Here is a 9,259-nt window from a genome sequence, read left to right as displayed (position 1 = left end):
TGCAACCGGAAAGTTTAATTTCTTCATCGACATCTACATCGTTTCAATCCCTGATAGGGAGTTAGGTTAATTGCAACCGGAAAGTTTAATTTCTTCATCGACATCTACATCGTTTCAATCCCTGATAGGGAGTTAGGTTAATTGCAACGTTAAAGCACCGTTTTCTAGCAAGCGTCAAACAAGTTTCAATCCCTGATAGGGAGTTAGGTTAATTGCAACCGCCCATCACAGGAGCCATCAATCCGCCGACCGCACCGTTTCAATCCCTGATAGGGAGTTAGGTTAATTGCAACGCGAGATTAAAAAGCTATCCCGCACAATGCCGCTGTTTCAATCCCTGATAGGGAGTTAGGTTAATTGCAACGTGGCGGTGTTTGTTTCTAAAGTGTTGGTTTGAGTGTTTCAATCCCTGATAGGGAGTTAGGTTAATTGCAACTGGCCGAGAGCTTTCATGGTGACTACTCAAGAGTTTTCGTTTCAATCCCTGATAGGGAGTTAGGTTAATTGCAACGTATTAGCAGCTAGCGCAACACTAACTGTGGAAGTTGCGCTGTTTCAATCCCTGATAGGGAGTTAGGTTAATTGCAACCAACACTCAAGAAATGATGAACGATATCGGCACTGCGTTTCAATCCCTGATAGGGAGTTAGGTTAATTGCAACTTTCAAGAACATCTGCACCGAGCCAGTTTTTTAAGTTTCAATCCCTGATAGGGAGTTAGGTTAATTGCAACCTCCACCGACCGCGGGACAGACTGATAAAAAAGCACGTTTCAATCCCTGATAGGGAGTTAGGTTAATTGCAACTTAACTATTAACGGCGTTAGGATTGGCGACTGGGTTTCAATCCCTGATAGGGAGTTAGGTTAATTGCAACTTTCAAAAAACCCCTTGACATACCAGAGTAGATAGTTTCAATCCCTGATAGGGAGTTAGGTTAATTGCAACCTTCTGACGCCAACAAGCCAGTGTCTACAGCACGTTTCAATCCCTGATAGGGAGTTAGGTTAATTGCAACTCAATCTTCACTTTAGGTTCCGGGGCAGGTTCAGTTTCAATCCCTGATAGGGAGTTAGGTTAATTGCAACAAATCGCTACGGCTTGGGGCGTACAGCGCTTTATGGTTTCAATCCCTGATAGGGAGTTAGGTTAATTGCAACAAGGATAAAGTCGGCGGCGTTTTTGAGTTTGGCTTTGTGTTTCAATCCCTGATAGGGAGTTAGGTTAATTGCAACCAAGATGAAGAGGGGCGGGGCGGGTGTTATCAGTATGTGTTTCAATCCCTGATAGGGAGTTAGGTTAATTGCAACTTTGACTTGAGAGTCAGAAACTTCTAAATATTTCTGCGTTTCAATCCCTGATAGGGAGTTAGGTTAATTGCAACGCCATATCTTTTCCTCGCTTCCAAATTCTACCTCCTGCGTTTCAATCCCTGATAGGGAGTTAGGTTAATTGCAACAGTTGGTTTCTGAAACCCTTACTGTATTTAGTTTTCAAGGTTCGTTTGCGTCTGTACATATTAAAACTACCATTTCAAAACCGACCTGTCAAGAGGCAAAATTTTCAACAAACCTCAAAACTTTTCACAGCAAGCAATACAGCATTTACGTCCCTCGGATTTTTCATAAAGTGCCTTAAACCCATACTACGCAACTGATACAGCCGAAAAAAATTACCCCCTCCAAAAAACACCTAACCCATAGGCGCAAATTTTATCCATCAACCCGATTCAAATTCCAGTCGTAAGGCAAAAAAACGATCGCCCATCCATCGCCCACAGCCGCCTCGGGCCCCAAATAACCGCCCACATACTCAGCCACCGAACCCGCCGCCTTTACAAAATCCTCGCCGTACCACTTAAAAATCTTGCTCAAATAAAGCGTCTTTTTCTCGGCATCATATCGCACCTTATCAGGATTGTGAATAAAACGGCTGGCATCCGCTTCTAGTTGAGTCCGTACCGACTCCGGGAAATAAGCCCCCCGCCGCAGCAGCGGACACCCGACAGAAGCGCAAACTAATGCAAAATGGATGCGCGGTTCCGCAAATTCCGGCCGCAAAATTGCGTGTTCGATTTGATTGAGACTGTACTTTTTGCCGCCAATAATCGTATTTGAACGAGTGAAAAAATCCAAAAAACTCAGCCAGTTGGGAATTCCCAAAACTTTGGGACGGATCGACGCGATCGGATATACTTCCAGAACTTGAGAAATTGCGATCGCATTATACGCATTCAGCCACAACGCCAGCCGCGCATCCGCATCACTACAATCCGCCAAATCCACATCCGCCAAACTTTCCAGCCACACCCTCAAAACATCCGCCCCCTCAGCTTTCCAGCCCCGATAATTGACGCGGCCGAAATCGTCAACGTAGCGTTGCAGCAACTCGTCCCAAATCGTAAAGTCGATCGTACCGATCATTTATTACTATCCCTAATATAAGGCGGGCATTGCTTTAGCTTCTGCATCTATTTAATACTACCGTCAACCCAAATAACACCTGCAACGGTAGCATTTTTTAGATTAGCCCCCTCAAACGGGCTCTGGATTAAATTAGCTTGAGTAAAATTAGTACCTTGTAAATTAGCTTGCCGCTAAGAAGCCTCGCTCAAATTTGCCCCGGATAAATTTGCTTGCCTAAAATTTGCTGATCTCAAATCTGCCCCTTGCAAATTCGCATTTGCTAAACTCGCGTACCGCAGGCGAAGGCCGATCAAATCGCCGCCCGGACACTGGTTAGTTTACCGCAACTAATTGATTTGCTGCAGGTTAGGTGCAATCACCGGTGTAGCCAACCCGAAAATCATTCCTCATAAAACTGCTCCCAAAGTTACAGATTTCCTGCTCTTTACATTCTACAATCTTAAAAGATTCTTACTTTCAATTTCAACGGGGATCGGTTTCTTCCGGCACAACACCCCTCTCACTTTGAGCTGCATTTTTTTTAATTTCCCTTACCTTCCTAACAAATTATGACGGATCGAACCAACTTTTTCGATAAACTGTTAGCCGCTGTTGAAACCAATCAAAGTTTGCTGTATTTAGCCCTCGACCCCGACCCGGAAACCTTGCCCCCGCAGGTTTCCATGACTGGGGAAGAGACTCAAGTTTATGTAACTGATTTGTTGTCAAAGCTAAAAAGTGCGATCGACCAAACAGCCGATTTAATCAGTGCCTGCAAAATCACCCTCGGTTTTTACCAATCTCTCGGTATTCCCGGTTGGGCATTGCTGCAAGAACTTTTAACAATTATTCCCCCTCACCTGCCAGTAATTTTAGATGCCAAACACTGCGATTTAAATACCAGCACAGTGTTTGCCAAAATTGTATTTCAAGACTGGCGAGTTGACGCTATTACCTTAAGTCCCTATGCCGGATTCGACCAAGTAGCGCCATTTTTGTTATACGCTGGAAAAACAGTTTTTGTCCTCTGTGCCACCGCCAACCCCTCAGCCGAGGCTGTGCAAGAATACCCGACGCCAAAAAACCCTTTGTACTTGCAATTAGTCCGACTCTCTCAAACTTGGGGAACTCCCGAAAAACTAGGTTTAGAAGTAGGAATAATGCCGGATATGTTAGCTCGCATCCGCAAAGAAGCTCCAGAACGCCTAATTTTAGTCGAAGGAGACATCGCCGAAGAAAATGACCTCACAGAAGAAAACGACCTCGCACAACTGCTGGCGGCCGGTTTAAGCAAGAATGGTGACGGTTTGCTGCTGCCAGTCCCCCCAAGTTTATTAGCGGGGAAAGAGCCGCGCCGAGAAATTGAGAAATTGCGGGATAATATTAATCAACAGAGGCTGCGCGCGATCGAAGGTAGTCCCACTTGCGAACTGTGGCTGCCGGATGTTTGCTTTTTGCAACCGGAACCTCACCGCGATTTAATCTTGCAACTTTATGACATCGGCTGCGTAGTTTTTGGCGACCACGTACAAGCATCGGGAGCCGTATTTCCATATTACATCGACTTGCGGAAAATTATTTCAATTCCGCAGATTTTCCACCAAATTGTCAGCGCTTATGCAGACATTCTCAAGGATTTAAAATTCGATCGCATTGCAGGAATTCCCTATGGTTCTTTACCCACAGCAACCGGTTTAGCATTGCGGATGGAACGCCCGATGATTTTCCCGCGCAAGGAGGTGAAAACTTACGGGGCGGGAAAATTGATTGAGGGGCATTTTCAGGCAGGAGAAACCATAGTCGTAGTGGATGATATTTTGATTAGTGGCAAAAGCGTGATGGAAGGCGCGGCTAAGTTAAAATCGGCTGGCTTGAATGTGGAAGATATCGTGGTATTAATCGACCACGAACAGGGAGTTAAAGATAAGATGAAAGCCAACGGTTATCGGGCACATTCTGTGTTAGCGCTTTCGGAAATAGCTGAAGTTTTGTATCGAGCAAGTCGCATTGATACCGAGCAATTCCATCTTTTGACAGCGGAACATTAAAGTATAAAATATCTAGTTACCAGGCTCTGCCTGGTAATTAATACCCGGAGGCTTTGCCTCCTTTATTTATGTCTCATTTGGCTTGTTTTAATGGAGGGAGAGCCTCCTGAAAGGCGTTACCAGGCAGAGCCTGGGAACGAGTAAAGGTAAATAAATCAACCTTGCAAAACTTCAATCAAAGCATCGCCCATCGCCCGACAGCCGACGAGTTTCATTCCTTCCGACATGATATCACCAGTGCGATAACCTCGATCCAAAACTTCGACAACTGCTTGCTCAATTTTATTAGCAGCTTCCGGCTGATTTAAGGCATAACGTAGCATCATTGCCGCACTCAAAACTTGGGCGATGGGATTTGCTTTATCTTGTCCAGCGATGTCTGGTGCGGAACCGTGCACGGGTTCAAAAACTCCCGGCCCGCTTGCTCCCAAACTAGCAGAAGGCAGCATCCCAATACTACCAGTTAGCATCGCCGCCGCATCGGAAAGAATGTCGCCGAATAAATTGCCGGTGACAATCGTATCGAACTGTTTTGGCCAGCGAATTAACTGCATGGCTGCGTTGTCAACGTAGAGGTGAGAAAGTTCCACATCCGGGTATTCTGAAGAAAGGGCAATAATACGATCGCGCCACAGTTGCGAAACATCCAAAACATTCGCTTTATCAACGGAACACAGCCTTTTCCCGCGCTTCCTGGCCGTCTCAAAAGCAACTCGCCCGATTCTGTCAATTTCCGACTCGGTGTAAGCCATCGTATTAACACCGCGTTTTTCGCCTGTTTCCGTCTCAAAAATACCTTTCGGTTTGCCGAAATAAATGCCGCCTGTGAGTTCGCGGATGACCATAATATCCACGCCTTCGACAACTTCCCGTTTCAAACTAGAAGCATCAACCAATTGCGGTAAAATAGTCGCAGGACGCAAATTTGCAAACAATCCCAATCCGGCGCGAAGTCCTAATAATCCCGTTTCCGGGCGCTGTTCGCGCGGCAAATTATCCCACTTGTAACCGCCAATTGCTGCTAACAATACTGCATCGCAGTTGCGGCATTTTTCCAGTGTTTCTTCGGGTAGCGGATTGCCTGTTGCGTCAATAGCAGCGCCGCCCATTAAAGCTTCTTGAAATTCAAAGTTGATGTCCAATTGTTGACCGACAAGTTTCAGGACATCTACCGCCACAGCGATAATTTCAGGGCCGATGCCGTCTCCTGGTAAAAGAGTGATGCGGTAGTTTTGAGTCATATCTAGTAAGTTGAGAAATTTTTGCGAGCTTATCATTGTATCAGGACAAGCTAGCTAAAAATTCATTCTCGATCTCTTAGTCCGCAGAGGCAGACTTCGTTTGACTCTCGACAGCGGTTTCAACCGCCGATTGATAAAGACGATAACTTAATCTATAACTAACAATAGTTCGATCGCACGCACGTACAAAAAAATCGGCAAGGAGTCGCACCAGTGGCAGAGGGCGAAGGCATACCAACATCAGCACAGATTGATTCTAGGGACTATTCTTGGGCCTTTTGGCCGGTTGTCCCCCTCTATCCCTACAGCAAGCGGCGCACCATCCGCAAGGAAATAGTTAAAGATACAATCTGGACTTTTGACCAACTACAAGGCATTTTCTACGTAGTCGTCCCGATTCGGATGACAGTAATTAAATTAGAACCCGAAGGCCTTCTCGTCTACGCCCCCGTTGCACCGACTCCTGAGTGCATCCGCTTGGTAAAAGAGTTAGTAGCAGAGCACGGCGAGGTGAAGTACATCCTGCTGACAACGGTTTCGGGCATCGAGCACAAAGTTTTTGTCGGCCCCTTTGCGAGGTGTTTTCCCGAAGCGCAGGTGTTTGTCGCCCCGCAGCAGTGGAGTTTCCCGGTGAATTTGCCGCTGAGTTGGCTGGGTTTGCCGGCGAAACGCACGTCTGTACTGCCCTTTGACAGCAGCAACACGCCGTTAGCCGATCAATTTGACTGGGCAATTCTCGGCCCCCTCGACCTCGGTTTGGGCAGATTTGCAGAAGTTGCGTTATTTCACAGGCGATCGCGCACGCTGATGTTAACAGATTCCGTGGTTTCCATTCCCGAAAATCCGCCCGCGATCGTCCAACTCGACTCCTACCCGCTGCTGTTTCACGCCAAAGATAGCGCCTCGGACACGGTGGCAGACACCCACGAAAATCGGCGCAAAGGCTGGCAGAGAATCGCCTTATTTGCCATGTATTTTAGCCCCAGCGTGCTGGAAGTGCCGCCGTGGTCGGAGGTATTTGCCAGCGCACGCCAAGCGCCAGAACGCTCAAGGAAAGCTTATTTCGGGTTGTATCCGTTCAAGTGGAAAACAGATTGGGTGCGATCGTTTGAGGCTTTGCGGGGAGGAGGGCGGTTGTTTGTCGCGCCGATTTTGCAGACATTGATTCTCAACCGCGCGCCGCGGGAAACTCTCGATTGGGTGGATAAAGTGGCGAGTTGGGACTTTCAAAGGATTGTACCTTGTCACTTCGATAGTGCGATCGACTCCCGGCCGCGTGAATTTCGCCAAGCATTCTCATTTCTGGAAAAACACTCGCCTGTTAATTCTTTACCCGAAGATGATTTTAAATTGCTCAGGCAGATTGATGCGGGTTTGAATAAAACTGGTTTGGTTCCGCCTGCGAAAGACAAGGTTTAATCATTTGAGTTCACAATCTTTTCGATTTCCACTAACCTACAGATCCCCCCTAACCCCCCTTAACAAGGGGGGGACTAGAGTCTTCAAAGTCCCCCTTCTTAAGGGGGATTTAGGGGGATCGAGACTTAGATATAAACGAGAGAAATAGAGGGTTTTAGTCTTAAGCTGAGACCTTTGAACACTGCCCTGTCTCTACTAAATCAATTTACGAATTTTTCAACTTAAACTCATCAAACTTCACCACTTCCGATTCGGGTTTCCGCGTATCAAAATAGTAGCTGCTAACCGTACCCTCCCCCGTATCAAAAATAGTAAAAGCCGTAATATCATTGCTATCAATATACGGCAGCGGCCGCCCGTCTTCTCCCAACAAAGGCGCAACAGTCGGCACCACAGGTTCCAACCCGTTCGGGTCTCCAATTGCGCTGTAATCTTCCCGATATCCCGGCGGCACAAATCGGCGCTTTTCCCCCACAAAAGCACCGTAACTGTTGCCCACATTAGAAGTCTCCAAAAAGTGCATTCCACTGGAACTTACAAATCGATTCCACAAGTGCGAATGTCCGTAAAATACCAACTGCACCCCCGCTGTTTCTAGTAGTGGCACTACATCCCGAATCAGATAATCTTGCTGTTTCGGATACTCGTAACGCACCATTTTAATCTCGCCATCGAGAGCGCGATCGACTATTTGCACTGGATCAGTATAAGCAGGTACAATATTGTCACCCAGAGAATGTGGCGGGTAGTGAAACATCACAATTTTATATTTTGCCTGCTGGAATTGCGAACTCTTTAACTCTTGTTGCAGCCAAGTATATTGAGCGCTGCCCTTGACAATCGGCTCAAAAATATGCTGTCCGTATCCCCATTTTTCGGGATTATTAAAATCTGCGTCCCGTTCGCGATACCTGCCTCTCGCACCCGGATCTAAATTCGGAGTTCGCCAGATATTCGCAACGTATAAAGTCACTAACCGCACGTCCCCAAAAGTCACAGCATAGTAATTTTGGCCTCCCGGTAAATTGAAAATCTCGTCATAGGTATCGCTATTAAAACTATTGTTTTTTAGCCATATTTCCCGCACAGAAGAGTCATTACTAGGATTCAAAGATGCAGCACGTTGAGCGTATATTTTCTCGGCAGCCACGCGGGGAAAAGGATCATTAAATTGGTCGTTGAGGGCGCTGGTAGTTGAAAACCTGCCCATGATCTCGTGATTGCCAATGGCGGGAAATAAAGGCGCGTGTTGGATCAGTTCGCCGCCGCTGTAAACGGTTTTGATGCCGTTTTTGTCCAGTTCGGAAAATGCGCGCCCTTGCATAGCGGGAAAGAATGCCCGGCCTCGGTCGTCGTCAAACCATTCGGAAGCGCGATCGGGTATATTAATTAAATCCCCAGCCATGAAAACCGCGTCAACTCTCCCAATTGTTTCGGCTACTTTCTGGAGATTTGCTGCTGTCATCGGCATCAATTGATGGTCGGAAGTGAGGAGGATTTTGAGCGGACTTCCTGGTGCTGGTTTCGGAGAAAGAGTGAAAACTTTGCTGCTGACAGATGCGCCGTCTTTCCTTTCGCTAGTGACTCGATAAGGAATGGGAACACCGGGCATTAAATTGGGGACTTCTGCTTCGTGGCGCCAGATGTCGCGGACAATTGGATTACTGTCAATTATGCTTTGTTTCATTTCATCGGAGATGCGCGAGTCTTTGTCTTCGCGAGTGCGGCTTAGCTTAGTAGTATTTGCCGTCACAACTTGATTCAAATTTTCGCCGTAAGTAACAGTGTTGCGAGTACCGCCAAACTCGGTAAACCAGACAACTCGCACCGAGTTTACTGTTGGGAGTTGCAGAAACGGATCGGTTAAAAGCTGAGGTTCGTTGAGGTTAGATGGCATCATAAAACCTAGCAGTAGGACAATCAAAATCAAAACAGCAAAAAACCAGGGATTGCGGGGCAAATCTCTAGAATTTTTTAATTGAGCGGGCAATGGTGTCAACATTAGTCATTAGTTATTAGTTATTAGTCGGAAGAAAAAACAGCAATCGATTTTAGATTCTCGACTGGGAATTTTAAACTACCAAGGTTATCAAAAAGTTAAAAACTTTGTAAAATATCTCACATCTAACAAAGTTCAACCATTTTTT

Annotated in this window: 6 protein-coding genes, 1 pseudogene and 1 CRISPR repeat array; of the genes and pseudogenes, 2 read left to right on the top strand and 5 right to left on the bottom strand. The window is 46.4% G+C overall.

Translation table 11 applies throughout. The annotated features are described in order from the left end of the window. Window positions 1-40: 40 nt before the first annotated feature. Window positions 41-1,458: a CRISPR direct-repeat array (repeat unit 37 nt; unit sequence GTTTCAATCCCTGATAGGGAGTTAGGTTAATTGCAAC). Between the two features lie 253 nt (window positions 1,459-1,711). The 3 genes and pseudogenes from QUA07_RS25945 to QUA07_RS30135 form a co-directional block, all read right to left on the bottom strand. Beyond that, window positions 1,712-2,422 carry a DUF547 domain-containing protein gene (locus QUA07_RS25945; protein WP_333330995.1) on the bottom strand — a complete coding sequence of 237 codons (711 nt, stop codon included), beginning with the start codon at window positions 2,420-2,422 and terminating at the stop codon, window positions 1,712-1,714. 47 nt (window positions 2,423-2,469) lie between these two features. Beyond that, window positions 2,470-2,580, bottom strand: a pseudogene (locus tag QUA07_RS30140) (pentapeptide repeat-containing protein); the annotation flags it as partial. Between the two features lie 15 nt (window positions 2,581-2,595). Further along, a complete protein-coding gene (locus tag QUA07_RS30135; RefSeq protein WP_445242820.1) occupies window positions 2,596-2,718 on the bottom strand; it encodes a pentapeptide repeat-containing protein in 123 nt (40 codons plus the stop codon). 255 nt (window positions 2,719-2,973) lie between these two features. Between QUA07_RS30135 and QUA07_RS25940 the strand changes: the two genes are divergently transcribed. Next, a complete protein-coding gene (locus QUA07_RS25940) occupies window positions 2,974-4,452 on the top strand; it encodes a bifunctional orotidine-5'-phosphate decarboxylase/orotate phosphoribosyltransferase (protein ID WP_333330992.1) in 1,479 nt (492 codons plus the stop codon). 155 nt (window positions 4,453-4,607) lie between these two features. Here QUA07_RS25940 and leuB read toward each other — a convergent pair whose 3' ends face one another. Further along, window positions 4,608-5,693 (bottom strand): 3-isopropylmalate dehydrogenase, encoded by a 1,086-nt coding sequence (gene leuB, locus QUA07_RS25935; RefSeq protein ID WP_333330989.1) that lies wholly within the window; start codon window positions 5,691-5,693, stop codon window positions 4,608-4,610. Between the two features lie 213 nt (window positions 5,694-5,906). Between leuB and QUA07_RS25930 the strand changes: the two genes are divergently transcribed. After that, window positions 5,907-7,112 carry a DUF4336 domain-containing protein gene (locus tag QUA07_RS25930; protein WP_333330985.1) on the top strand — a complete coding sequence of 402 codons (1,206 nt, stop codon included), beginning with the start codon at window positions 5,907-5,909 and terminating at the stop codon, window positions 7,110-7,112. A gap of 205 nt (window positions 7,113-7,317) precedes the next feature. Here QUA07_RS25930 and QUA07_RS25925 read toward each other — a convergent pair whose 3' ends face one another. Then, window positions 7,318-9,114: a metallophosphoesterase gene (locus QUA07_RS25925; RefSeq protein ID WP_333330983.1), complete on the bottom strand. Its 1,797-nt coding sequence runs from the start codon at window positions 9,112-9,114 to the stop codon at window positions 7,318-7,320. Window positions 9,115-9,259: the final 145 nt, after the last annotated feature.

Source organism: Microcoleus sp. T3_A4, assembly GCF_036700465.1.
Lineage (GTDB): Bacteria > Cyanobacteriota > Cyanobacteriia > Cyanobacteriales > Microcoleaceae > Microcoleus.
This window is presented reverse-complemented; position numbering and strand designations above follow the sequence as displayed.

Coding starts and splice junctions, on each gene's coding strand:
- QUA07_RS25945 (WP_333330995.1), bottom strand. CDS start 2,422: ATGATCGGTACGATCGACTTTACGATTTGGGACGAGTTGCTGCAACGC.
- QUA07_RS25940 (WP_333330992.1), top strand. CDS start 2,974: ATGACGGATCGAACCAACTTTTTCGATAAACTGTTAGCCGCTGTTGAA.
- leuB (WP_333330989.1), bottom strand. CDS start 5,693: ATGACTCAAAACTACCGCATCACTCTTTTACCAGGAGACGGCATCGGC.
- QUA07_RS25925 (WP_333330983.1), bottom strand. CDS start 9,114: ATGTTGACACCATTGCCCGCTCAATTAAAAAATTCTAGAGATTTGCCC.